Source organism: Luteimonas sp. MC1825, from assembly GCF_014764385.1.
Taxonomy (GTDB): Bacteria; Pseudomonadota; Gammaproteobacteria; order Xanthomonadales; family Xanthomonadaceae; genus Luteimonas.
The window spans coordinates 2,622,171-2,646,787 of record NZ_CP061714.1 but is presented as its reverse complement, the minus strand read 5'-3'; the positions used below and the strand labels follow the sequence as shown (position 1 = coordinate 2,646,787).

Here is a 24,617-nt window from a genome sequence, read left to right as displayed (position 1 = left end):
GGCACGGGGATGGGCTGGACTTGCGATAGCATAAAAGCACCGGACGTTTTATGCTACCGGTGCCGTGACCGGGGAACCCGAGGCTTCAAATTGGACCAAGAAGCAGTCGCACCGCTGTTCGATCGACTGCCGGACAGCATCTTCCGGCCCTTGGGCGTGGCCAACAGCCGCCACTACTGGGACGTCCTGTCGAGGGTGCTGTCAACTCTCTGGGGCGAGGATGGCCGCGCCCCGGGCGAGGAGGTTTCCAAGACCGTGGTAGTCCGGGTGATCGAGTCGTGCATCGTGGCCGATGATCCTTGGGACGGCGAGCTCCAGACGCCGGTGGGCGGGCTCAGCCACAGCATCTTCAAGACGCTCTCCGACGCCGGTTGGTTCTCGGTACGGCGCCGCGGCCTGGTAGACATGGTCACCGTGAAGCCGCGCATCGGCATGCTGTTCACGATGCTCAACGAGTTCGCGCGGCAGGAACCGGAGTACATCGGCGGCCAGGTGCGATCGATCCTGCTCAATCTGCGTTCGGTTACCGAGGACAGCACCGATCCCAACGCCTGCAGCGCCTACCAGACCGCTGCCAAGCAGGCCCGGCAGTGCATGGCGCACATCGTCAACACCGGATGTCGAGTGCAGGACCTGATGGACAGCCTGGTGGAGTTGGAGTCCGCACGCGACTTCGTCCATGGCTTCTTCACCGACTTCGTCGAGCGCGTGTACATCGCCGACTACAGCGAGCTACGGACCCGCAACCATCCCCTGCAGTACCGCGGCCAGATCATCGAGAAGACTTACGCGCTGCAGGATGACGAGGTCTCGCGAGAGCGACTAGTCAGCTGGTACGTCGAGCACATCGGAAAGGGCGATCGGGAGCGTGGGGAAGCCGCCTACCGGCGCGACACCCACCAGCTGCTGCGCCTGAACAACATTGAGGACCACCTCGCCCGGCTGGACGAGGAGATCAGCATCGCCAACCAGCGGGCGCTGGCGCTAATCGAGTACAAGTTGCGCGCCCCGAAGCATCTGGACAAGCTGATCGGTCGGGCGTGTAACGCATTGGCGGGAATGGTTGAAGATCACCCTGCGCTTCCCGGCGACGCCGGCGGGGTGCACTGGTCGGCACACGCACTGGCCAAGCCTCGCAAGTCGCCCAGGGAGCAGTTGGCCACAGCAGTCGAGGCGATCGAGCTGTCGGATGAGGAGCTGGCGATGGAGTGGCTGCGCCGGCGGATGGTCGAGAACCGCAAGGTCACAGCGGTGCAACTGGCCAACTACATCGCGCGGATGCTTGACGGCAAGCAGCGCGTGGATTCGGACGCGCTCGAGGTCGAGTCGATCAACGACCTGTGCTGCTACCAGCGCCTGCTGTTGATCGCCTCGCGCGACGAAGCGCCTGTGCAGTTACGTAGGCACGACCCCGTCATGCAGATGCTGCGCGGTATCCGGGTGCGATTCGAAGACGAGCGCACGACGAACAACAATCACATGACCCATCGACGCTTTGTCGTCGAACGTGAGGGAGCGTGATGGCCAACTGGGAAAGACTGGCGGCACAGAGCAACGGGCTCTACGAGGAGCAGGATTACCAGCAGGCGGCCTATCGCCTGATGATGGAGCAGGTGATCTACGCCGGCGACCGCGGCGGACGTGTGCCCTATGAACTCGTGACCCGCCACCTGGGGGCTTTCCGCGATGTGTTCGAGCAGTTCGGGATAACGATCACCCATAATCCGCACCACGGCTACGTCGTCGCCATCCCGCGCCACGCCTTCGGTGCCCGCATGCGGCTGGAGGAGACGCGGCTGGCGCTGCTGCTGCGACGGGTCTACGACGACCGGATCAACGCAGTCGACATCGTGGACGGGGAGGCCTTCGTCACCCTGGAGGAGCTGGAGCAGCTCTACAAGGACCTGCTGGGCAGGCAGTTGCCAGATCGCGGTGAGATGCGCGAATTGGTGCGATCGCTGAAGCGCAACGGCATGGCCCGCGAGATCGATGCGGCGGATGACCAGCCGTTCCAGATCGCGATTCGCCCGGCGATCACCGACATCCTGGGCCAGACCGCGCTGCTGCAGCTGGCGGCCTACGGCGTCGACCCCGAAGTTATGGAAGAAGAGGCTGACGATGAAGCAGCTTAAATCGATCGGCTTGGTCCAGTACTTCCTCTACACGCGGCAGGATCTCGATGTGGGCTGGAACACGGCCTTCCTTGGGCCAAATGGCACCGGGAAGACGGCGCTGCTCGATGCGCTGCAGATAGTGTTGCTGGGCGCCGATCGCAACCGGATCCACTTCAACGCCTCGAGCGAAGGCAAGCGCCGGGCCCGCAGCCTTCGCGACTACTGCCTCGGCGTGTATGGGCAACGGCCCAGCGACGTGTGCCGGGACTCGGCCAACACTTACATCAACTTGGTGTTCCGAGATCCCGGTACTGGTCTGGCGGTGACCGCCGGCGCCGCCCTGTCGGCGACCATGGACAGCCAGGATCACACCTTCCACAGCCTCTACATCCTCCCCGGCGTCGCGCTGCGCACCGAGCAGATGATCGAGGTGCAGGGCGGAAAGGAGATGGTGTTGCCCTGGCGGCGGATGCAGCACGAACTGGCCGATCGCTGCAGAGCAGTTGGCACGACGCCGGTGTTCACCATCAACGGCGAGGAGTTCTCCCGCCAGTTGTTCGGCGCGCATCTGGCCGAGCGCGGCGAGTCGCCGAACTATCGGGCGATTCGCACTGCGTTTGCTCGATCGCTCAAGCTCAACCGCGACGTCGACGATCTCAACGAGACCTTGCGTAGCCACCTGATCGAGGCGCGGCCGACCAACGTCACCCAGTTCCGGGCCAGGCTGGATCAGTTCCGGGAGATCCAGCGCACCATCCGGGAACTGGCCGAGCGTCTGGCCGAGGCAGAAGCCGTCGAGAAGCAGTACCGCACAGTCAGGCAGCACTTCGTCAAGGCGGCCAACTACGGATATCTGAAGGCCGTGTACCTGTCGGAACGGCTCGGCGAGCAGGTAGGCGAGGCCAATGACAGCATCGAGGATCTTGAAGGCAGGCAGGCCGCGGCAGATGCGGCGCTGAGCAAGGCAACGGTTGATGCCGCCGAAGCACACAAGCGGTTGGTCACAGCGCAGGTAGCGCTAAACCAGGATTCCGAGTATCTGCGCCAGCTCGGCAGCCGGACGGAGCTGGCCAAGGGCCGTGAGGGACTGGACACGCTTCGGGAGGGGTTCGTAGACGATATGAGTCGGCTGGGCGCCGCCGTGCGGCGTCTGGTGGGCAACAAGGATTTGGCGGCCGTGCAGGGAGAAGGTGCGAACGCACTTGAGCACCTGTCCGCACTCGCCCAGCTCGCGCGGCGGGAAGAGGAGATCCAGCCAGAGGACACTCTGGTACTGGCCAAGGCCATCGGCACGCTGCACAAGGCGGTCGACGGCGTGCGGATGGATTTGGCCCAACAGTCGGTCGAGTCGAACCGAGCGTTGACTTTGGCCAAGGGCGACGTGGCCAGGGCCGGCTCGGGTCGGGCGCCGCTCCGGCGCGAAGTGGCAGGTCTACAGGCGCTGCTCGAGGATGCCGGCATTCGGACCACGCCCGTGTGCGACCTGGTCGAGGTCAAGGGCCCGGAATGGCAGCCTGCGATCGAGGCCTACCTTGGGCGGAACGTCGACGCCTTGCTGGTCCATGACCCGGCGCAGGAGACGGCCGCGATCGATCTCTACCGCCGGAACCGCCGTGAGATCTACGGCGCCAAGCTCGCGCTGGGCACGCGCTGCCGTCCGTGGCAGGCCCCTGGTGGCGGCACATATGCCGCTCAGCTGATCGTCGGCGACGACAAGGGGGCTGTGCGCTTCCTGCAGGGCGAGCTGGGCAAGGTGGCACTGGTGGACAGCAGCGAGCAGTTGCGTGTGGGTCACAAGGCACTCTCGCGAGACGGCATGATCAGTTCCGGCGGTGGCATCGACCGCCGAAGCCTGTCGACAGGAGCGGGCCTGCGCATCGGCGGGGTGAGCAACGATGAGCAGCTGCGCGCAGCCCGCGAGATGCTGAGGAAGGCCGATGAGCACCATGAGGCGGTCAAGCACCGGCTGGAGCTGGTGACAGGCATTGGCCAGACGCTGGCGTCGACTGGCGACAGCGACACCATCCAAAAGCGTCTTCAGTCGACCGTCGGCCAGATCGTAAACCAGCAGGCGGCGATCAACCAGGCGGAGACGATCGTCGAGGCAAGCAGCTCCGGCGGGGTGGTTGCGCTGGAGGCCGCTGCCACGACGGCGGCCAATGCGCATACCGCAAACGACAAGGCCAAGACCGCAGCCTCCAACGAGGTGACGAGGATCGGCTCGGTGTTGGGAGGCATGCGGGAGCAGCTCGAGCGCCTCACGCGCGAGCAAGCCGAAGCTCGCGAGTCGGAGTCCGCCGCACGCCAGAACCCGCTGTGCGATTTAAACGCGGCTGAGGAGCTCCGGCAGGCAGTTGACGCCAGAACCCAGGAGGACGCGGCCGCCGCGATCACCGAGTGCACCAAGCAGCACGAGGACAGCAACCGCCACGGCAACACCGCGAACATCAAGGCGTGGGGCCTCATGACCACGTACCTGGCCAATTACCAGCTCGAGAACCACGAGATCCGCGATCAAGACTGGCAGCAAGCTCAGTCCATGATCCAGGGCGAGATGAAGCGGATGTCCGAATTGGAACTGGTCGAGAAGAAGGATGAGGCCGACCGTGCGTATGCGGCCGCGGTCGACGTCTTCCGGTCGGACGTGGCGCACACATTGCTCAATGGCTTCGACGCGATTGAGGAGCAGATCAAGGGACTCAACCGGATCCTGGACAAGGCGCCCGAGTTCACCAACGGCGAGCGGTACCAGTTCAAGGCCATCAAGGTCGACCAGCACCGGAAGCTCTACGAGTTCCTGCAGCGCGTTCGGGAGATGGGGGAGAGCGAGGCCACGCTGTTTGGCGGCTCCGGTCCCATTCCGGAGGAATTCCGGCTGCTAGTGGAAGGCGACGGCAAGGGATCGCCGCTGCAGCTCGAGAACAGCCCGCTTAACGATCATCGGTTGTTCTTCAGCTACGACGTAGACATCTATGCCGGCGGCGAGTTGAAAGGAAAGCTCAGCAAGCGGTTCGGGCCGGGTTCCGGCGGAGAACATCGCACGCCGCTCTACGTCATCTTCGGTGCCGCGCTGGCCGCTGCCTTCGGCAAGCCGCCTGGCACGCCTGGGTGCGGTGGGTTGATCATGTTGGACGAAGCGTTCGAGAAGATGGACGCCCAAAACGTGCGTGCTACTGCCGAGTACCTCAATGCCCTCGGACTACAGATGATCATTGCCGGCCCGGAATCCGACCAGGCAAAGTTGTCGTCGTTCCTCGACGTGTATTGGGACATGGCGCGGTTCGGATCGAAGCGGATCCAGTTGTTCCGCAACGAAGTAAAGCCGGCTGCCCGGGAGTTGCTGGCCAGCGACATCGTTGCATTGCATCCGGAACTGATGGACGAGGCCTTGGCCGAGGTTACGGAGCCCGCAGGTGGCTGAGGGGCGCCGGCCGGTGCTGTGTGTGTGGGTGGAGGCCGTCCTGCGCGAGCAGTTGCAGCGCGGCGAACGGAAGCGAGTAACCGGATCCACGGCTGCGCCGCAGAAATCAAACCTTACGGCCACCAACTCGATCTATTGGCGACAGGGCTTTGACGAGCGCATGCGCGGCCACGAGCAGATCCAGAGTGCGGTCAGGCGGGGCGCGGTATTGGCGGGGTGGGGCGACCAAGGTGGCGAGGACCGACCGCTGGAGTGGGTGCGCGTGCGCGACGTGGATGTGCTTGCCGACCTGCTTGGCGTGAGCACGAACGTGGATCAGCTGCAGGCTGCCACGGAGGGCCTGACTTCTTGGCTGGAGCGCTACCCGCCTCTGAGCGACGTGCTGCATGCGTGGGCGGCGCTGCGTCGTGCGCGCGCCTTAGGCCCCGACTCTTGGCGCTCATGGCGGGATGCCCTGCACGTGCTCGATGCGTTGGCGACCAAGCCCGGAGAGGATCAGGTCATCCGTGTGCTTAGCGGACACCTGTTCTCGGACACGAAGCGGATCGAGAAACTACTACCGCAGCTCGACGTTCTCTCGGGGGAAGGGCTCGCAAGCCGACCACGTGGGAAGTGGGAAGTGCTCAAGACGCTCGGCTTGGTCAAGCAGCCGTTGCCGCTGATGGTCGCCGGGGTGGGCACCATCCTGATGCAGGATGGGCCCGACTGCACAATCGTGCGGCCTTACGTTGGGGTGGCACCGCGGAACGTGTGTGGCTTGGCTGCTACACCGGCCTGGGTGCTGACGATCGAGAACCTGACGACGTTCCATCTAGTCGCGGAAGCAATGACGGGCAGAACGGATGGACTGGCAGTATTCACCGGTGGCATGCCATCGCCGGCATGGGTCGCTGGTTTCCGTCGCCTAACCGAGAAGCTTTCGCAGTCAGCGACGTTCTACCACTGGGGAGATATCGATGTCGGTGGTTTTCGGATTGCGGCTCGATTGCGGGAGGTTGCAGTGCCGGCAGACGTGTTGCTGCAACCATGGCTCATGGACGCAACAACCCAGGGCGGTGGAAAAGTTGCGTCTGATTCGACACGTGATGCCATGACAGCGGCGGCGCTCCGCGCTGGATGGACAATGCTCCAAGAAATGCCAGCACTGACGTTGGAGCAAGAGCAGATCGATGTGAAGTTGCCCGATCATCACGATCTGGCGAGGCAGGAATATCCGGCGATGGTATCGGCAACAACGCAAGGGAAGTCACCTGATGGCGAGTAATTTCACTTGGATCCCTGTGTTCAAGGCGGTGGCTGATTGGCTGGTCGACTACGAGGGTCGACAGCCAGAACTGGTGGGAATTCTCAAAGAAGTTGGCATTGATGCCGGACTCGACGACAAAGACGAGGCCGGGAATGCGACCTCTTTGCAGGAGATCGATCCGTTCACTTTCTTCTGCATGTTTACGAAGTATGGGGTCGAGAAGCGGAAGCAGCTGTTCGCGAAGCTAATACAGGTGGCCGAACTGAATGTGCCGCCACCATCCGACTTTGATGGCGTCCCGACCGCCAATGCGATGAAGGTGTGGATGTTCCCGTTCAAGGCAAACCGCCAGGACTGGATGATCCCCACACTTTGGAAGCTTTTCGGGCAAAGCAAGGCAGAGCTCGACCCGGATACATTTGCACGCGCGCTACAGGTCCCAGGTACCGGATTCGCGAAGCTGACCGAGGCGTTGTTCTACGTGGACCCTGATCGCTACTTCCCGATCGACGGGCAGACCCGTCCTTGGCTTGAGGAAGCGGGTGTTCCTATTCCAAAAGGGACCCTGTCTGCATACAGGAGCGCCCTCGATGAAGTGCGCAAGCGCTCAAATAAGCCCTTCGCACAGTTGTCCCATGACGCGTGGGAGAAAAACCAGGACGCACCTTTTGACGCTCAGGCAGCAACAGACTACCTGCGCAGCCGCTTCCCCGGCACCTACAGTGGCACTTCGCACGTCGCCGCCTACCGCACGCCGACGGGGCGGCAACTGGCCTTCGATCCAGGCGCAAGTCCCGCCAAGAAATCCACGCTGCAGGTCTTCCTCGATGCGCGTCCACCACAAGTTCCGGACGATCGAGTGGGCGAGTATCCGCCGGAGAAAAGCCGCAACCACCATTTGGGTAGTCATGCGCCGCGTTTGGCCGCCGGCCAGCAGGCCTACACCGTTCGTGTGTCTTCATTGCCGGAGCTGCTCGAACTCTGCGACTGGTACGAGTCCAAGCCTGGCGAGCAGTCCACTCCTTCGTTGAAACCATTGCCTCTCATGACAAATCAGCCGCTCAACCAGATCCTGTACGGCCCGCCAGGCACAGGCAAGACATTCGCCACCATCAACAAAGCGCTGGCCATACTCGTCCCTGATTTCGCCGGGAAGCACGCTGACGACCGTGCCGCACTGAAATCACGGTATGACGAGCTTGTTGCCGAGCACCGCGTTCGCTTCGTCACCTTCCATCAAAGCTTCAGCTACGAAGATTTTGTAGAAGGCCTGCGCGCCGACAGCGAAGGTGGCATCTTGCAGTACCGGGTGGAGCCAGGCGTCTTTCGAAGCATCTGCGATGACGCGCGCGGATCGGCCCAGGTCGCATCCGATATCGGTGTTCGAGAGGATGCGCGTATCTGGAAGATCTCCATCGATGGCACGGTAGTCCCGAGTCAGACGCGCAACTACTGCTTCGCCAATGGCGAGGCAAGAATCGGCTGGAGCGCAGTGGGCGACCTGAAGAGCGAGCACCTGGTCGAGGTACCTGCTTATGCCAGTCTTGGCACCAACGACCGTAGCTCTCTGAGGGATTTCTCGCAGGAGATCGAGCCTGGCGACGTCCTGCTTTGCATTGGTTCGGAAGACCAGTTCCAGGCCGTCGGTGTCGTCCAGGGCGGCTATGAGTACCAGGCGACGCCACCTGCTGGCGTGCGCCCCGATTTCGTCAACGTGTTGCCGATTCGCTGGCTAGCCAAGGACCTCTCGCTGGACATTCGTCCCCTAAATGGCGGGCGCAAGTTTACGGCGAAGACCGTGTATGAGCTGGGGCGCTTTGGCTGGCCAGAACTTGCGGATTACTTGGAGGCTTCGTCCATCAAACTGGACGGCATCGTGCCAGCCCAGAAGTCCAAGGGACTGCCGCACGTGCTCATCATCGACGAGATCAACCGCGGCAACATTTCGCGCGTGTTTGGTGAGCTCATTACCTTGATCGAGCCTTCCAAGCGGAAGGGCACGGACGAAGCGCTGGAAGTCATTCTTCCGTACTCCAAGAAGAAGTTCAGCGTTCCGAACAACGTCTACCTCGTCGGCACCATGAACACCGCCGACAGGTCCCTGGCTGGCCTGGACATCGCCTTGCGCCGTCGTTTTAAGTTTGAGGAAATGCCGCCACGACCTGATGCATTGGCAGGCAAAAACGTTGACGGTATCGATCTGCAGCAGCTGCTGGTCACCATGAATCGTCGTATCGAGGTTCTGCTGGGGCGTGACTATCTATTGGGACATGCCTACTTTCTTGAGATCGATAGCCTCGCCGGGTTGGCTGACGTGTTCCGCCGGCAGGTACTGCCTCTGCTGCAGGAATACTTCTTCGAGGACTGGCAGCGCATCGCCTGGGTTATGAACGACCAGGCCAAACCGGACGACGCCCACAAATTCCTGATCAAGGAAGTCGCAAGCCTAGGTGATGTCTTCGGTGCGGGAGTGGATCTTCCGCAAGGCAACGACTTGTGGCGCATCAATGACAAGGCTTTCGACAAGCCCGAAAGCTACGCCGGCATCCTCAAGGTCGGCTGACGGCCTAGATGCACACGGTCACCGTTCGCGAGTATGCCCGGATCACGACCGGTCCCATGGCCGTCGCCAATGGGCTGGATCAGGCGACTGTGTCCGACGTGGCCTTTGACTGGCTATGTAAGGAGAGCGAACGCCTGCGCAAAGCCGGCGCCGGACTCGTGCAATTGGAGGGGCGACGCTGGTTGCGCCTGGACAATTACGTTGGCGTGATTGAGGCGCCTGACGGGACCCGTATCGAGATCCTGCCAAAGACCTTCGACGAAGGGGATGACGCCACCCAGGCTCGACGCCTTCTGCAAAAAATGCTTCAGCGCTGCCTGCATCTAGACCCGCGTATCAGCGCGCCGACGGGTCTGTTGGTCTTTGACGGTCCTCTGACCGAATGGGTGATTCAGCAGTTCCTGACGGCCTTGGAGACATTGGTCAAGCGTGGCCTGCGCTTTGAGTATCACGCTGTTGAGGAGGAGCGCCGGTTTCTCCGAGGCCGCCTGCTAGTCGGCCGACAGCTGCGCCAACCGCCCGGCCGCGCCCACTACTTTCAGGTGGAGCACGAAGTCTTCGATGCCGATCGGCCGGAGAATCGCCTTCTCCGCTCGGCACTGGATAAGGTGTGCAGGCATGCCAAGGAGGCAGGCAACAGGCGGCTCGCTTACGAACTGGCGCACCAGTTACACGAGATCCCGCCGAGCCGGGATTTCGCGAAGGATTTCGACCAGTGGCGAAGCGATCGATTGACGGCGCACTACCGATCTGTTCGCCCGTGGTGCTCGCTCATCCTCAACGAGCAGAATCCGCTGACGGTCCTCGGTGACTGGACCGGCCACAGCTTGCTGTTTCCGATGGAACAGGTGTTCGAGTCCTATGTCGAGGGTTGCATCCGTCGTGCACTGCGTCCAGGTCAAACGCTCAAGGCGCAGGCGGCGAGCCAGTATCTGGCGACGCATGATGAACATCCATGGTTCCAACTCAGGCCCGACTTCCTGTTATTCGATGACGGCGCTACAACGGTTCTTGACGCCAAGTGGAAACGCCTTGATGCCAGCAAGGGCGATTCGGTGAACAAGTACGGGCTGTCACAGGCAGATTTCTACCAGCTTTACGCTTACGGGCAGAAGTATCTCGGTGGCCGCGGTCAGCTTGTGCTGCTCTATCCACAGACCGCAACGTTTCGCGAGTCGTTGTTGCCGTTCTTCTTCAATGATCAGCTGCGGTTGGACGTTATGCCCTTTGACTTGACCTCAGAGCACGCAGTCGGTTGGCCTAGCTCTAGCTAGTGGCCCAGGTTTGCCATCTTCTGTCCGCCAGTTAATGCTCACAGCAATCAATTTGGATTGAAAGGAATTTCAGATCTATATCACTCACTTGAAGCCGGATGAGTACCGCTTCGCGCATAGACGCTCCGCTCGATGCGTCCTAAACCGGGTGATCTGATGTGATGAGAGGCAACTTCGACGCGATCTACTGCGTTCTGGTCGTGGCGGCCGCTGTTCTGGTCGGCATTGTTAAATGCACGACATGCGGTCCCCGCGACCCCTGATTCCAAATCCAATTCTGGTATCCCACACAAGGCTCGGCATTGCGCCCGGGCCTTGTGCGTTTATGCCCCAACAATGAGGAAGCGATATGCACTTGGTCGAAACGATGGCCTATGCCGGGGAGCGGCCGTGGCATGGACTCGGAAACAAGCTGGCGCCGCAGCAGTCGATCGACGTCTGGAAGCGGGAGGCTGGCATGGACTGGTCGATTGAGGAGTCCGAAGTCCGCTACGTGGTCGGCAAGAACGGGATCGGCGCCATCAACGCCTTCCCCGAACAAAAGGTCCTGTACCGGTCCGACACACACTCACCTTTGTCGGTCGTGTCGAAGCGGTACAAGGTGGTCCAGCCGGGCGAGATCCTGGAGTTCTACCGCGACCTGACCGAAGTCGGTGGCTTCCAGTTGGAGACAGCTGGGGTCCTGCGAGAGGGCCGAAAGTTCTGGGCACTGGCCAGGACGGGGCAGAGCACGGTGCTGAAGCGCAAGGATCGCGTGGATGGCTACCTGCTGCTGGCCACGGCCTGCGACGGGACGCTGGCCACCACGGCCCAGTTCACCTCGGTGCGGGTGGTGTGCAACAACACCCTGGCCATTGCGCTGGGCAGCAACGCGGGAGCCGTCAAGGTGCCGCATCGCAGCCAGTTTGATGCCGACGTGGTGAAGCGCCAGCTCGGGATCACGGTGTCGACCTGGGATTCGTTCGTCGCCCGGATGAAAGCGCTGGTCGAGTGCCCGGTGGATCCCGACTCAGTGGACGGGCTGCTGCGCCGGGTGCTGACCTACCCGAGCCCGAACGGGGCCGGGGTGGCGGTCAACGAGCAGGCGTTTACGGTGGCCCGGGCCCTGTACGACGGAGCAGGCAAGGGTTCGGATCTGGCGAGCGCCCGTGGAACAGCCTGGGGCGTCCTGAGCAGTGTCACCGAGTTCGTCGATCACCATCGACGGGCCCGCAGCGACGACCATCGCAGGGATGCCGCATGGTTCGGGGCGGGTGCCCAGCTCAAGCAGCGGGCCTGGGACGAAGCCATGAAGCTGGTGGCATGAGCGATGGACGTCGATCAACTCGACGTGGCCTACATCGCGATAGGCGCCAAGCGGGTCCTGGATCGGAGCGCGCTGGGCTACTCGAAGATGCCGTTCCAAGGGGAGTGGGCGTATGTCCAAGCCTGCATTGATCAGGCTGAGCGGCTGGGCCGGGAATGGCAAGCGTGCAGCAAAGTCTTCCCCGGCCGGTGGTGCTATGAGGTGGCTGAGCCGTTTGGCATGGCCTTTGGCCGGCACCTGCTGGCCGGCGGTTCCCTTGATCAAGCCGCATGCATTCTTGACCGGATCATCGCGACCGCCATGAAGACGACGTCGGCCTAGAGACCCCGTACCCGCACCGAACCTCCGACAGCAAGCCCATAAGGCCCGGCCCCCGCAAGGAGTGCCGGGCCTTTTCATTTAGGAGAAACGTCATGAACAAATCACGGGCCTTGCGCCTGGTCGATACGCGTGCGTTGGCACGCGAGGAATGGTTGGAAGTCCGAAAGCGCGGCATCGGCAGCTCCGACGCCGCCGCCGCGGTGGGGCTATGCCCGTACAAGAGCCAACTCGAGCTGTGGATGGAAAAGACCGGGCGTGCTGTTCATGACGAGGAACCGGGCCAAGACTCCCCGATGTACTGGGGCACCCTGTTGGAGCCCTTCGTGGCCTCGGCCTATGCCGAGAGGACCGAGCGGAAGGTGCGCCGCGTCAATGCGGTGCTTCAGCATCCGACCTACAGCTTCATGCTGGCCAACATCGACCGCGAGGTGGTCGGCGTGCCGGATGTCCAGATCCTGGAGTGCAAGACGGCGGGGGAGTTCGGCTCACGGCTCTGGCGGGACGGTGTGCCTGAGTACGTCCAGCTCCAGGTCCAGCACCAGCTGGCGGTGACCGGCAAGCAGGCGGCGGACGTGGCCGTGTTGCTGTGCGGCGAAAAGTTTGAGGTTCACCGGATCGAGCGGGACGAGGCGGTGATCTCCCGCCTGATCGTGTTGGAGGCGAGGTTCTGGGAGCACGTGACCCAGGACACCCCGCCGCCGGCCGATGGGAGCGAGTCATCCGCTCGGGCATTGCGCAGCCTGTACACCGGCAACGACACCAGTATCGACTTCAGCGAGGACATCGAGCTGTCGGCCACCTTCGATAGCCTGGTGCTGCTGCGCGAGGAGATCGCCCAGATGGACAGGCGCGCGGAGCAGATGCGCCAGCAGCTGGAGTGGTCCATGGGAGATGCCTCACGGGCGATCTTCCCGACCGGGGAGATCACCTACCGACGCTCCAAGGACGGCACCAGTGTCGATCTCAAAGGACTGACCGAGGCCCATCCGGCCCTCGCGGTCGAGTTCACCGTCGCGCGCCCAGGATCCAGGCGGTTCCGGATCGTCCCCAATCAGAACAAAGGAGCATGACCATGCTGAAAGGCTTGGCGATCACCCCGCCTGTGGTCGGGCGGATCTCAATCGGCCGCGTGGTCGAGCGGAACGGCAAGCGCCTGCCGGAGAAGGATGATCAATTCACTCTGACCAGTCAGGTCCAGAACCGTGACGGTTGGGTGCTGCACCCGTTGGATGAGGCACTGCGCAAGGAGACCGGCGGAAAGCTGCGATCTATCCCGGTGCGGCTGCTGTTTAACGACCCGGCACTGAACCTGCGGGCCGACTATTCGCTGTTCGACCGTACAACCGGTCGCCCCGTGTGCGTCGGCAATGGCGAGACGTGCCGCCGGATGGGCAAGGAAGGCATTACACAGGAGTCCTGCCCGGGACCGGATGGCTGTGTCTTCGCCATGGGCGAGTGCAAGGCGTATGCCCGCTTGAACGTTAGGGTGGGAGACGACGACGAGCTGGGAAGCTTCGTGCTCCGCACCACGTCCTACAACACAATCCGGACGCTGGCTGCCCGGTTGGCGTACTTCGACGCCGTCTCGGGCGGACGCCTGGCATGCATGCCGTTGGAGCTGAAGCTCCGGGGCAAGTCCACGACGATGAGCTTCAGGTCGGCGATCTATTACGTCGACCTGGTGACCAGAAACCGCCTGCCACTGGCGGAGACGATCCAAGAGGCGCGGGCGCTTGACCAGGCCCGCAGAGATGCGGGGTTCGATCAGGAGGCACTGGACGAAGCAGCGAGGTCCGGATTCGCCAACGGCGCCTTCGAGGACCTGGCGGAGGACGTGCCGGCCGTGGTGGAGGAGTTTTACCCAGAGGGGGGGGCTGATCTTGCAGCCGATGGGAAAGGAGGCCGGGCTGCGCAATCCAACCTGCGGGAACGTCTGCAGGGGAAGGTCGCTCTGGTGAGTGGTCAATAACCAATAGAGAGGTGGACAGAATGGTGCTTCGAGTGATCGGCGGTCTGGTAGTAGGCGGATTCGCCACGTATGGCGTGGTCAAGCTCGCGGAAGCCACAGGAATCTTCGGCGGTTTGGATTTTGCCCGTGGAGAGGTCGGATACGAGCCGCTGGAGTCAACGGGTCTGGGTGAGTCGGGTACGGAGGAGGGGCAGCAGGCTGTTCGGTATCCCGTTCCCCTGATGTAGAAAATCAGAAAGCCTTCGGTCAGACGGCAGGGGTGCGACTGCGCCCCTGCCGTCTCTTTGTGCGATCAGAAATGCTAGACAGGAGTTGATGATGGATGTTGACGAAGGACATGAGCCCCGACTGTACGTTCGAAGCTCAACCAAGCGCTACAAGGTCGCCACACCTGACGAAGTCCTGGAGGCGGCCCGGACAGTGGTGGGGCATCGGATGCAACGCGGCACGTCCTTCGCAAACCCCAAGACATCGAAGGACTTCTTCAGGGGCAAGCTGGCGGGTCTCCAGCAGGAAGTGTTCGCGGCGGCGTTCCTGGACGCTCGGCACCGCCTGATCGAGTACGTCGAGCTCTTCCATGGAACGATTGACGGGGCTGAGGTCCATCCGCGGGAAGTGGTCCGCCAAGCCATCCGCACCAACTCTGCCGCCGTCATCGTGTCGCACAACCACCCGTCCGGCTCGGCGATGCCGTCGGCAGCGGATCGGGCAGTTACCGCTCGGCTCAAACAGGCGCTCGCCCTCGTCGATGTTCGGTTGATCGACCATGTCGTCGTCGGAGGCCTGGAAACGGTGGCTCTTGCTGAGCGAGGGATGATCTATAGGGACGCCAGGCAGGGACGCATCGCGTCCCTGCCTGGGTCAAGCAAGACTATTTTTTTTGCCCTACTGGGAAACGTAGACTCTACTCTGTTGACATCAGTGCTACGATTACATAGCCTGCTTCCAATGGGAATGGGAGGAGCAGAGTGATAGTGAACGCGACATGGCATTTCTCTCAGCGGATGTCTCAGCGTGGTGTGAGCCGGGACATGGTGCGGCTAGTTCGTGAATACGGGGTCCTCGAAGGAAAGAAGGTCGTACTTGGTCGGCGTGCTACTGGAAAGCTGATCGACGACCTCATGGCAGAGCTGCGTGTGCTCAAGAAGATCCAGGACAAAGGCGGCCTGATCGTCATCGAGGACGGCGATTCGCTGATCACAACCTACAACTATTCCGGACGCGAGAAGCGACCGGCGACGAGGCGCGCATGAGCTCGAGAATTCTGCGGCAGGTGACTGACGCCCTTCAGGGTTCGCCCATGCCAAAGCATGACATCCTCACTCTGGCTGTTCAGCTTCTGGTCTGGGCGAGACTTGGGAAGAAGGAGTGGGTCACCCACTCCGTCCCCAGCTTGGCGCAGGCGATTGAGCAGGGTGGGACGTTGCTACAGGCCGGGTTGTTTCAGCTGGAGAACTCAAGCGGTACCTTGCATGAGGCATTCGCGGGCGTCCGTCGCAGGGCAGAGCTGGCGGGTCCGGCCTTGCATCCGACTGCGGCGGCTTGTCACCGGGTTGAGCGTGACGGGCTGCTGGACGGAATACAGATCTACGAATTGTTCTCGAGCTTGGGCCCCGAGTTCGGGCCTGAGTTGACTCTGTACCACTCCTCACTGACCGAGCTCATGGTGCGGTTGGCCGGACCTACTGCAGGAACCACGACCTACTGTCCTTGGGATCAGGTGGCTCAGGTCTCATCGGGCGTCCTCCGGGTCGGAGGGGAGCCAGCAGTTGAGAATCCCCTGATCACGCCGTTTCCCGCTCTGGCGGCGGTCGCATCGGGGAACAGCTGCCGAACTGCCTACAGCGATCCCATTCGCTCGCCGTCATTCATTGAGGGCGGCAAGCTGGAGTCTTTCGATCAGGCAGTAGCCCTCCCCCCGCTCGGCGTGAAGGTTGACCGAGAACTGGCGGATCGTGACTTGTTTGGCCGATTCAACATCTCGAATGCGACGTGGACTGTCCTTTGCATACAGCACTTGATGGCCTGTTCCCGACGCCGGGTCGTGGTGGTTGTGCCATATAGCCTGCTCTTTGGCATGGGTGCCGACCGAAAGCTTCGCGAACAGCTTGTACGCGCCGGGCAAGTGCGAACGGTGATCTCGTTGTTCCCTGGCCTCGCGTCAGGCACGGCAATCCAGCTGGCCCTGCTTGTACTAGACCCACGAGGCGGCATGAAGCAAGTCCGGTTCGTGAACGCAGGTGGCGAGCAGTTCAAGGCCCAGTTCGGTCGTGCCAAGGTCGCTCTCGATAAGCTGGACGACCTGGTTCGAGAAATCGGTTCGGGTGGAGCCTCTGAAATCGGTCGTTCGGTGGATCCAGCTGAGATTCAAAAGAACGATTTCTCGCTTCAGGTTGAGCGCTATGTCGTACATCAAGATCGGCTCGCCCTGCAGCAGCGGCTTGCACATCTGAAAACCGCGTGCCTTGGTGACCTGGTTTCGACCGTGCGGTCGCCATCTGTCTCGAAATCCGATTCGGACAGTATTCCCGCGCTCGAAGTCGGGGCGTCGGACATTCCCCGCACGGGATTTACGCGACCGAGCCGAGAGGTGATGGTTACTGAAGCGACCGGTCAGGGGGCTGATCACTTCCTTCGAGAAGGCGATATCGTGGTGACGATTCGGGGGAGCGTCGGGAAAGTGGGGATCATTCCAGGTGACGTCGCCAAAGCCGGCCCGGGTGGCTGGACGGCAGGCTCTTCATTGGCCGTGCTGAGAACTCGGTCCGACGCACTAGTCCACCCAGCAGTGCTCATGCTGCTACTTAGGTCGCCTATGGGCCAAGAGCTACTTTCTGGCATCTCTTCTGGCGTCGCAATCCCGATGATCACGCTGCGCGACTTGCTTCGACTGGAAATACCTGTGCCGCTGCCCAAGGCATTCAAGAAAGCGGAAGAAATTCTTGATCAGGAGGAGGGGCTGCGTAAGCAGATCGCTGAGATTATCGAGCGCCAAGACAACGTGGCCGGGTCCGACTCGGCCTATGGACTGCTAGGCGAGTCCGAAGAAGACGAGACGAGTTAATGAATACATCCGATCTTAAGCTTGCTCAACTCGAAGGCCACCTCTGGGAGTCGGCAAACATTCTCCGTGGTCCAGTCGATGCGGCGGACTTCAAGACGTACATTTTTCCCCTACTCTTCTTCAAGCGCATCTGCGACGTCTGGGACGAGGAGTACCAGGAGATCGTCGATGAGACTGGCGATGAGCAACTGGCCTGGTTTCCCGAGTCGCACCGCTTCCAGATCCCGGAAGACTGCCACTGGAACGACGTTCGCACCAAGGCCAGCAATGTCGGGACCGCCCTTCAGCACGCGATGCGCGAGATTGAGAAAGCCAACCCCCACACCCTGTACGGCGTGTTCGGCGATGCCCAGTGGTCGAACAAGGATCGGCTGTCTGATGCCTTGCTCAAGGACCTGATCGAGCACTTCTCCAAGCTGCCGTTTGGCAACAACAACGTCAATTCGGACCTGCTTGGCGACGCCTACGAATACCTGATCAAGAGATTCGCCGACGCCACCAACAAGAAGGCCGGCGAGTTCTACACCCCGCGCAGCGTCGTGCGGCTGATGATCGACATGCTCGATCCCAAGGAAGCCGAGACCATCTACGACCCGGCCTGTGGCACTGGCGGCATGTTGCTGGCCGCCGTGCAGCACGTGAAGGAACAGCATGGCGACGTGAAGCGGCTGTGGGGCAAGCTGTACGGGCAAGAGAAGAACCTCACCACCTCGTCCATCGCGCGGATGAACCTGTTCCTCCACGGCATCGAGGACTTCCAGGTGGTGCGCGGCGACACGCTGCGCAACCCGGCCTTCTTCGAGGGCGACCGACTGGCCACCTTCGACTGCGTGATCGCCAATCCGCCGTTTTCGTTGGAAAAGTGGGGCGAAGACCTCTGGCTGAACGATCCCTTCGGCCGCAACTTTGCTGGCCTACCGCCCTCATCCAGCGGTGACTTCGCGTGGGTGCAGCACATGGTCAAGTCCATGGCCGACGTGAGCGGCCGGATGGCCGTGGTGCTGCCCCAGGGGACGCTGTTTCGCGACAAAGGTGTGGAGGGCAGCATTCGCCAGAAGCTGCTGGAGATGGACCTGATCGAGGCCGTGATCGGCTTGGCGCCCAACCTATTTTACGGCACCGGACTCGCCGCGTGCATCCTGGTGCTGCGCAAGCGCAAACCGGCCAAACGCAAGAAGAAGGTGCTGATCGCCGATGCGTCTCGCCTGTTCCGCCGGGGGCGTGCGCAAAACTATCTGGAGCCCGAGCACGCCGCCGAGATCCTCGGCTGGTATCGCGGCTTTGCCGATGTGCAGGACGCGGCCCGGGTGGTCAGCCTCGACGAGATCAAAGCCGAGGACTGGACGCTGAACATTTCGCGCTATGTGCTGCCGCCATTGCAGGAAGACATCCCACCGCTGCCCGATGCTATTGCGGCATTCAAGGACGCGCTGACCCGCTGCCGCGAGGCCGAAGAGCGGCTCGCGCAGGTCATGATCGAAGGGGGGTGGCTGCAATGATTCACCCCACCAAACGCATCACCCAGCAGGAGCTGGAGAGCTATCTGTGGGGCGCCGCCGTGCTGTTGCGCGGCCTGATCGACGCGGGCGACTACAAGCAGTTCATCTTCCCGCTGTTGTTCTACAAGCGCGTCTCGGATGTCTGGGACGAGGAATACCAAGCGGCGCTGGGCAACTCGAAGGGCGATCTCTCCTATGCCCAGTTCGCCGAGAACCACCGCTTCCAGATCCCCCAAGGCGCTCACTGGACCGATGTGCGTCAGACGCCGAAGAACGTGGGCGCAGCCATCCAGAAAGCCATGCGCGCCATCGAAACGGCCAACCCGGATCTGCTCGACGGCATCTTCGGCGATGCGGCCTGGACCAACCGCGAGCGCCTGCCCGATGAAACGCTGAAGAACCTGATCGAGCACTTTTCCAGCCAGACGCTGTCGGTGGCCAACGTGCCCGAAGACGAGTTGGGCAATGCCTACGAGTACCTGATCAAGAAGTTTGCGGACGACTCCGGCCACACGGCGGCCGAGTTCTACACCAACCGCACTGTTGTCCACCTGATGACGCAGCTCCTGGCGCCGCAGGCCGGGGAGTCGATCTACGACCCCACTTGCGGCACTGGCGGCATGCTGATCTCGGCGCTGGACGAAGTGAAGCGGTCGGGCGGCGAGTACCGCACGCTTAAGCTCTACGGGCAGGAGCGCAACCTCATCACGTCGTCCATCGCCCGCATGAACCTGTTTCTGCACGGTGTAGAGGACTTCGAGATCATCCGCGGCGACACCCTAGCCGACCCCAAGCACATCGAGGGCGACCGTCTGCGCCAGTTCGACGTCATCCTGGCCAACCCGCCGTACTCCATCAAGCAGTGGAACCGCGAGGCCTGGAGCAGCGACAAGTGGGGGCGCAATTCTTTGGGCACGCCGCCGCAGGGCCGCGCCGACTACGCGTTCCAGCAGCACATCCTGACCAGCCTCACCGCCAAGGGGCGCTGCGCGGTGCTGTGGCCGCATGGCGTGCTGTTCCGCAACGAGGAACAGGCCATGCGCGCCAAGATGGTCGAGCAAGACTGGGTGGAGGCCGTAATCGGCCTGGGGCCCAACCTGTTCTACAACTCCCCGATGGAGTCGTGCATCGTCATCTGCAACCGCAAGAAGGGCGCCGCTCGCAAGGGCAAGGTGATCTTCATCGGCGCGGTGAACGAGGTCACCCGGGAACGGGCGCAGAGCTTCCTGAAGCCCGAACACCAGCAGCGCATCCTGACGGCCTACAAGACCTTTGCCGATGTGCCCGGTTTTGCCAAGGTCGCCACCCGGGCCGAAATCGGCGCCAATGCGGGCAACCTCTCGATCCCGCTGTACGTGAAGCGCATTGCCGCCGCCATCGCCACCAACAGCAATGGTGAGGCGGTATCGCTGCGCTCGACCTGGGACCAATGGCAAACCGATGGCCGCGCGTTCTGGCAACAGATGGACGCGCTGGTGGAAACGCTGGATGGACTGATGACGGAGGACATCGAGCGTGTCTGACAAGAACAATATAACCCTGACGCCCGGCTGGCGTCGGGTGAAATTCGGCGACGTGGTGAGCCTCTCGAAAGCCCGCAGCCAAGATCCGCTGGCCGATGGCATTGAACGCTACGTCGGTCTGGAACATCTCGAACCAGGTGACTTGCGCATCCGCCGTTGGGGCAACGTTGCTGACGGCGTGACCTTCACCAGCGTCTTCAAACCCGGACAAGTACTGTTCGGCAAGCGCCGCGCTTACCAGCGCAAGGTGGCCGTGCCCGATTTTTCTGGCGTGTGCTCCGGCGACATCTATGTGCTGGAGACCAAGGATGCCAGGGCCTTGTTGCCGGAGTTGCTGCCATTCATTTGCCAAACTGACGCATTCTTCGATCATGCAGTCGGAACGTCGGCCGGCAGCCTTAGCCCCCGAACCACATGGTCCAGTCTCGAGAGCTTCGAGTTTTCCCTGCCTCCCGCGCAGCAACAAGCATCTCTTCTGGCCGCTCTTGATGCGCTTCAGAAACTCGCCGAGACGAGCGAAGAGGTTGCGTTACGTGCTCGCGACACAGAGCAGAGTTGGTTGCGCACAAGATTCGATGCAGGATTGAACAAGTGGCGACTCATGGAAATGCAGGAAGCCGGGGACCTGCAGCTGGGGCTGAAGAAGGAACGGGATTACGACCTCTGCACGGACCCGAAGCCGTTTCTTCGAGTTGCCAACGTGGGCGATGGCGAGCTTTATCTCGATGACGTTCGGCAGATGGATTTTCCTGGGCATCGCTACGAACGACATCGTCTACTTCCAGGCGACGTCCTGCTCACTGAGGGTGACATTGTGAGTCCTTGGAACGTGGGTAGAGCGGCCATCTTTAGAGGTGAGATCGAGAACTGCTGCATTCAAAACACGCTCATGCGCTTCCGACCTAATGCGAGCGTCGACTCCGAGTATGCACTTGCCGCTTTTAGATACATGCGCTCCAAGGGGGTCTTTGTGCAGGCAGCGGTTACGACAACAGTCAGTCATCTTGTGGATCGTCGTGTCCGACGGGTCAAGATGCCTGTTCCCCCCTTAGATGTTCAAGCTGGTATCGGGTATGAACATTCGTCTTTGGTGACTGCGCGAAAGGCCTGCGAGATTCGAGCCACTGAAGCAAGGAAGCTATTGACAACGACTCTCAATGGAATTCTTGCGCCATGACCTTCACCGAGTCGAACACTGTCGAAGCCTATGTCCGCGATCTGCTCGCCGGCCAGATCAAGGCTGTCCCGGCCAACACCGCCCAGGAACCTCAAGCCAGTTACGGGCCCAACCCCAAAGGCATCGGTTGGCGCTACGCCGCCCCGGCTGAGGTGCCGCGCCAGATTCAGGAAGTGCTGGTTGAACCCTGGGTGCGTGAGGCGCTGATTCGCCTGAACCCGGAGATTGCCGCTCAGCCCGATCGTGCCGACGAGGTGCTCTACAAGCTGCGCGCCATCTTGCTCTCGGTGCGCTCGGATGGGCTGATTCGTGCCAACGAGGAAATGACCGCGTGGATGCGTGGTGAACGCTCGATGCCCTTCGGCCACAACAACGAGCACGTGCCGGTTCGGTTGATCGACCTGGATGACGTGGCGCAGAACCAATACGTTGTTACCCAGCAGTACACCTACCGTGCTGGCCCGACCGAGCGCCGCCCCGATCTGGTGATGCTGGTCAACGGCCTGCCGTTGGTGCTGATCGAGGCCAAGACACCGGTCAAGAAGTGCATCAGCTGGGTCGACGCTGCGCTGCAGGTGCACGACGACTACGAGAAGTTCGTGCCGGAGCTGTTCGTGTGCAACGTGTTTTCGGTGGCCACCGAGGGCAAAGCCTACCACTATGGTTCCATCGGCCTGCCGGTCAAGGACTGGGGGCCTTGGCATCTGGATGGCAACGGGGAGGATGGTCAGCACCACCCGCTGAAGTCGCTCAAGCGGTCGGCCGAGAGCATGCTGCGGCCGCATGTGGTGCTGGACATCCTCGGCACCTTCACCCTGTTCGCTACCAACAAGAAAAAGCAGCGCATCAAGATCATTTGCCGATACCAGCAGTTTGAAGCGGCCAACAAGATTGTCGAGCGCGTGCTGGCCGGTTACCCAAGGAAAGGGCTGATCTGGCACTTCCAGGGCTCGGGCAAGTCACTGCTGATGGTGTTTGCCGCGCAGAAGCTGCGCATGCATGCGGGCTTGAAGAACCCCACGGTGCTGATCGTGGTGGACCGGATCGATCTCGACAGCCAGATCACCGGTACTTTCACCGGGGCGGACATTCCCAATCTGGAAAAGGCGGACAGCCGCGAGAAGCTGCAGCAGCTGCTGGCGCAGGACGTGCGCAAGATCATCATCACCACGATCTTCAAGTTCGGCGAGGCCACGGGCAGTCTAAACGACCGCAGCAACATCATCGCGCTGGTGGACGAAGCCCACCGCACGCAGGAAGGCGACCTCGGTCGCAAGATGCGTGAGGCCCTGCCCAATGCGTTTCTGTTCGGCCTGAGCGGCACGCCGATCAACCGCGCCGACCGCAACACCTTCTACGCCTTCGGCGCCGACGAAGACGAGAAGGGCTACATGAGCCGGTACGGCTTCGAGGAGTCGATCCGTGACGGCGCCACGCTGAAACTGCACTTTGAACCGCGCCTGATCGACCTGCATATCGACAAGGCGGCGCTGGATGCCGCCTACAAAGACCTGACCGGCGGCCTGTCGGACCTCGACAAGGACAATCTCGCCAAGACCGCTGCCAAGATGGCCGTGCTGGTGAAAACGCCTGAGCGCATCCGCAAGGTCTGCGAGGATATCGTCGAGCACTTCCTGTCCAAGGTGGAGCCCAACGGTTTCAAGGGGCAGATCGTCACTTTCGACCGGGAATCCTGCCTGCTGTTCAAGGCCGAGCTGGACAAGCTGCTGCCGCCCGAAGCCACAGACATCGTCATGTCGGTGCAGGCGTCTGACAAGAAAGAGCACCCAGAGTACGCAAGCTACGACCGTTCTCGCGATGAGGAGGAGCGGCTGCTCGATCGCTTCCGCGACCCGGCCGACCCGCTGAAGCTGATCATTGTCACGGCCAAGCTGCTGACCGGCTTCGATGCGCCGATCTTGCAGGCGATGTACCTGGACAAGCCGCTGCGCGACCACACGCTGCTGCAGGCCATCTGCCGGGTAAACCGCACCTACTCCGAGCAGAAGACCCACGGCCTGATCGTCGACTACCTGGGCATCTTCGATGACGTGGCGGCGGCGCTCGACTTCGACGACCAGAGTGTCAGGCAGGTTGTAAGCAACATCCAGGAGCTCAAGGACAAGCTGCCGGAGACCATGCAGAAGTGCCTTGCGTTCTTCACGGGGTGCGACCGTAGTCTGCAGGGCTACGAGGGCCTCATTGCAGCCCAGCAGTGCCTGCCCAACAACGAGGTGCGAGACAACTTCGCTGCGGAGTACAGCGTCCTCAGCAGGATCTGGGAGGCGCTGTCGCCCGACACGGTGCTTGGCCCTCACGAAAAGGACTACAAGTGGCTGTCGCAGGTGTACCAGTCGGTTCAACCATCCAGCGGCCACGGCAAGCTGATCTGGCATTCGCTGGGTGCCAAGACCATTGAGCTGATCCACCAAAACGTGCACGTCGATGCTGTGCGGGATGACCTGGACACCTTGGTGCTGGACGCCGATCTGCTGGAGGCGGTGCTCTCGAATCCGGACCCAAAGAAGGCTAAGGAGATCGAGATCAAGCTCAAGCGTCGGCTCCGCGGCCACGCTGGCAATCCGAAGTTCAAGCAGCTGTCAGAGCGCCTCGACGCGCTCAAGGATCGGTTCGAGACGGGACAGATCAACAGCGTTGAGTTCCTGAAACAACTGCTGGAAATCGCTAAAGACACACTCCAGGCCGAGAAGGAGGTCCCGCCTGAAGAAGACGAGGACCGCGGCAAGGCGGCCCTCACCGAGCTGCTGAACGAAATCAAGACGGCGGATACGCCAATCATCGTCGAGCGTGTTGTTGTAGATATCGATGAGATCGTCCGGCTTGTGAGATTCCCAGGTTGGCAGGGAACACAGGCCGGTGAGCGTGAAGTCAAGAAGGCGCTACGGAAGGCGCTCTTCAAGTACAAGCTGCACGCAGATGATGAGTTGTTCGAGAAGGCGTACGGGTATATCCGTCAGCACTACTGACTCCGGCCTGGGTCGAAGAACGTCCAGCATGTTCCCGACTTCTGAAGAAGATGGTAAATAATTACCCGCGTAGTACTACCTTATGAGCGAAGACGAATTGGTGATTGAGTGGTGGCGGTGCTGGACGTAGATAGCCCTCACAGATATAGGGGG

General features: G+C 61.7%; 16 protein-coding genes and 1 pseudogene. All 17 read left to right on the top strand.

What is annotated here, in order from left to right; genetic code table 11:
- Nucleotides 1–90: 90 nt before the first annotated feature.
- Nucleotides 91–1,521: a Wadjet anti-phage system protein JetA family protein gene (locus IDM46_RS12350; protein ID WP_185115916.1), complete on the top strand. Its 1,431-nt coding sequence runs from the start codon at nucleotides 91–93 to the stop codon at nucleotides 1,519–1,521.
- Entirely contained in the window at nucleotides 1,521–2,132 is a 612-nt protein-coding gene (locus IDM46_RS12345) for a DUF4194 domain-containing protein (protein WP_185115915.1), read from the top strand. The genes IDM46_RS12350 and IDM46_RS12345 overlap by 1 nt, the downstream gene beginning before the upstream one ends.
- The gene (locus IDM46_RS12340) at nucleotides 2,119–5,535 is read left to right on the top strand and encodes an SbcC/MukB-like Walker B domain-containing protein (protein WP_185115914.1); all 3,417 of its coding nucleotides are present in this window, start codon (nucleotides 2,119–2,121) and stop codon (nucleotides 5,533–5,535) included. Before IDM46_RS12345 ends, IDM46_RS12340 begins: the two co-directional genes overlap by 14 nt.
- The gene (locus tag IDM46_RS12335) at nucleotides 5,528–6,799 is read left to right on the top strand and encodes a Wadjet anti-phage system protein JetD domain-containing protein (protein ID WP_185115912.1); all 1,272 of its coding nucleotides are present in this window, start codon (nucleotides 5,528–5,530) and stop codon (nucleotides 6,797–6,799) included. The genes IDM46_RS12340 and IDM46_RS12335 overlap by 8 nt, the downstream gene beginning before the upstream one ends.
- Nucleotides 6,789–9,344, top strand: a complete 2,556-nt coding sequence (locus IDM46_RS13610; protein ID WP_221441890.1) for an AAA family ATPase — start codon at nucleotides 6,789–6,791, stop codon at nucleotides 9,342–9,344. The genes IDM46_RS12335 and IDM46_RS13610 overlap by 11 nt, the downstream gene beginning before the upstream one ends.
- An 8-nt stretch (nucleotides 9,345–9,352) precedes the next feature.
- Nucleotides 9,353–10,618 carry an McrC family protein gene (locus IDM46_RS12325; protein WP_185115911.1) on the top strand — a complete coding sequence of 422 codons (1,266 nt, stop codon included), beginning with the start codon at nucleotides 9,353–9,355 and terminating at the stop codon, nucleotides 10,616–10,618.
- Nucleotides 10,619–10,967: 349 nt separating this feature from the next.
- Nucleotides 10,968–11,924 carry a DUF932 domain-containing protein gene (locus IDM46_RS12320; protein WP_185115910.1) on the top strand — a complete coding sequence of 319 codons (957 nt, stop codon included), beginning with the start codon at nucleotides 10,968–10,970 and terminating at the stop codon, nucleotides 11,922–11,924.
- Between the two features lie 3 nt (nucleotides 11,925–11,927).
- Nucleotides 11,928–12,245, top strand: coding sequence for a hypothetical protein (locus tag IDM46_RS12315; RefSeq protein ID WP_185115908.1), 318 nt, complete (start codon nucleotides 11,928–11,930; stop codon nucleotides 12,243–12,245).
- Nucleotides 12,246–12,337: 92 nt separating this feature from the next.
- Complete coding sequence (locus tag IDM46_RS12310) at nucleotides 12,338–13,315, top strand: lambda-exonuclease family protein (RefSeq protein ID WP_185115906.1); 978 nt, start codon at nucleotides 12,338–12,340, stop codon at nucleotides 13,313–13,315.
- Entirely contained in the window at nucleotides 13,312–14,214 is a 903-nt protein-coding gene (locus IDM46_RS12305; protein WP_223877975.1) for a hydrolase or metal-binding protein, read from the top strand. The genes IDM46_RS12310 and IDM46_RS12305 overlap by 4 nt, the downstream gene beginning before the upstream one ends.
- A gap of 315 nt (nucleotides 14,215–14,529) precedes the next feature.
- Nucleotides 14,530–15,033, top strand: a pseudogene (locus tag IDM46_RS12300) (JAB domain-containing protein); the annotation flags it as partial.
- A 155-nt stretch (nucleotides 15,034–15,188) separates the two neighbouring features.
- Nucleotides 15,189–15,467, top strand: a complete 279-nt coding sequence (locus tag IDM46_RS12295) for a DUF4258 domain-containing protein (RefSeq protein WP_185115903.1) — start codon at nucleotides 15,189–15,191, stop codon at nucleotides 15,465–15,467.
- 47 nt (nucleotides 15,468–15,514) lie between these two features.
- Nucleotides 15,515–17,278, top strand: a complete 1,764-nt coding sequence (locus tag IDM46_RS12290; RefSeq protein WP_185115901.1) for an N-6 DNA methylase — start codon at nucleotides 15,515–15,517, stop codon at nucleotides 17,276–17,278.
- On the top strand, nucleotides 17,278–18,777 hold the full coding sequence (locus IDM46_RS12285) for a class I SAM-dependent DNA methyltransferase (RefSeq protein WP_185115900.1): 1,500 nt from the start codon (nucleotides 17,278–17,280) through the stop codon (nucleotides 18,775–18,777). Before IDM46_RS12290 ends, IDM46_RS12285 begins: the two co-directional genes overlap by 1 nt.
- Nucleotides 18,774–20,300, top strand: coding sequence for a class I SAM-dependent DNA methyltransferase (locus IDM46_RS12280; protein WP_185115898.1), 1,527 nt, complete (start codon nucleotides 18,774–18,776; stop codon nucleotides 20,298–20,300). The genes IDM46_RS12285 and IDM46_RS12280 overlap by 4 nt, the downstream gene beginning before the upstream one ends.
- Nucleotides 20,293–21,477, top strand: coding sequence for a restriction endonuclease subunit S (locus tag IDM46_RS12275; protein WP_185115896.1), 1,185 nt, complete (start codon nucleotides 20,293–20,295; stop codon nucleotides 21,475–21,477). Before IDM46_RS12280 ends, IDM46_RS12275 begins: the two co-directional genes overlap by 8 nt.
- A complete protein-coding gene (locus tag IDM46_RS12270; protein WP_185115894.1) occupies nucleotides 21,474–24,464 on the top strand; it encodes an HsdR family type I site-specific deoxyribonuclease in 2,991 nt (996 codons plus the stop codon). Before IDM46_RS12275 ends, IDM46_RS12270 begins: the two co-directional genes overlap by 4 nt.
- The last annotated feature ends 153 nt before the right edge of the window (nucleotides 24,465–24,617 follow it).